Genomic DNA, 1,273 nt, shown 5'->3' with positions numbered 1-1,273 from the left:
GATGGGTTTTTCTGTCCACTTAAATGTTCAACTTAAATTTTACAATCTGCCATATAAAATAATTCTTTAAAAATCGGGTGAAAAATATGGCCAAAAAGCCAGTCAAACTAGATGACGTCGCACGTGAGGCCGGAGTCTCCAAGACGACGGTATCCCGCGTTCTCAACCAGCGCGGTTACCTTAGCGAAGAGACAATTGCCAAGGTCCAACGGGCGATGGAAAAGCTTAACTATCGACCCAACGCCATCGCGCGCCAACTCTATAAGCAGGAGACCAAGCTGGTCGGGCTGATCTTTCCAACGATTGATGATCCCTTCTTCGGCCAGCTGGAGGCCGCCCTGGAGAATGAGCTATACCGGCGTGGGTACAAGGTCCTGATGGGCAATAGCCAGAATAATCCGGCAAAGGAACGCAGTTTTTTGCGTCAGCTCCTCAATCGCCAGGTCGATGGCTTGATCGTGGGGGCCCACAACCAGGCCATTGGTGAGTACCAGCGAACTAACCTGCCAATCGTCTCGATTGAGCAAATCGTTAGTCGGAATGTGCCGGTGGTGGCCTCCGATAATTATAATGGGGGTCGCCTTGCCACGCAGCGGCTATTGGATGATGGCTGTCAACACATCATCCACACCAATTACCCCGAGGATATTCCGACGCCTAACCACGAGCGGCGCCTAGCTTACGAGGAACTGCTCCGTCAGCACGGGCAGACGCCCATTACCTACCACATCAGCTTTGATGATCCGGTTGAGAAAAAGCGGGCGATCATTCGTCAGATCTTTGAGGACCATCCCGAGGTCGACGGAATCTTCGCAGATAACGATACCAACGCCGGGTTGATCATAAATATCGCTGGCGAGTTCAAGCGTCTGATCCCTGAGGACCTCCGGGTGGTCGGTTACGATGGGGCCAACGCCACGCGGATCCTGCTGCCGCAGTTGACCACGATCCAGCAGCCGATCAACCAGATGGCCGAGACGGCGGTGGCGATGCTCCAAGCCCGGATTAACGGTGAACAGATGGCCTCAAAGATGCTGCCGGTAAAAATCATTGATGGTGGAACAGCCTAGTGCTGTTCTTTTTTATTGTATAAAATAATTTTCTTGTGTCAACCGGTTGACTTAAATTTTAGGAAGCGCTATCATAATAACTGTCAAATCAAGGAAGCGTTTTCTGGAAATTCCGGAATAATTTTTAGTAAAAGAGGGTCTTTTATCATGGCGCACGTTTCATTAGATAAGCAAGGATTAAAGCAATTTGTCAACGACAACGA

The 1,273-nt window shown here is 50.0% G+C and carries 1 protein-coding gene; it reads left to right on the top strand.

Annotated elements, in window-relative coordinates:
• Positions 1–86: 86 nt before the first annotated feature.
• Positions 87–1,070, top strand: coding sequence for a LacI family DNA-binding transcriptional regulator (locus FD34_RS05950; RefSeq protein WP_057807729.1), 984 nt, complete (start codon positions 87–89; stop codon positions 1,068–1,070).
• Positions 1,071–1,273 lie beyond the last annotated feature (203 nt).

The organism is Limosilactobacillus pontis DSM 8475 (genome assembly GCF_001435345.1).
GTDB lineage: Bacteria > Bacillota > Bacilli > Lactobacillales > Lactobacillaceae > Limosilactobacillus > Limosilactobacillus pontis.
Note: the sequence above shows the minus strand (reverse complement) of the source record. Positions and strands in the feature narration are given on the sequence as shown.

Coding starts and splice junctions, on each gene's coding strand:
- FD34_RS05950 (WP_057807729.1), top strand. CDS start 87: ATGGCCAAAAAGCCAGTCAAACTAGATGACGTCGCACGTGAGGCCGGA.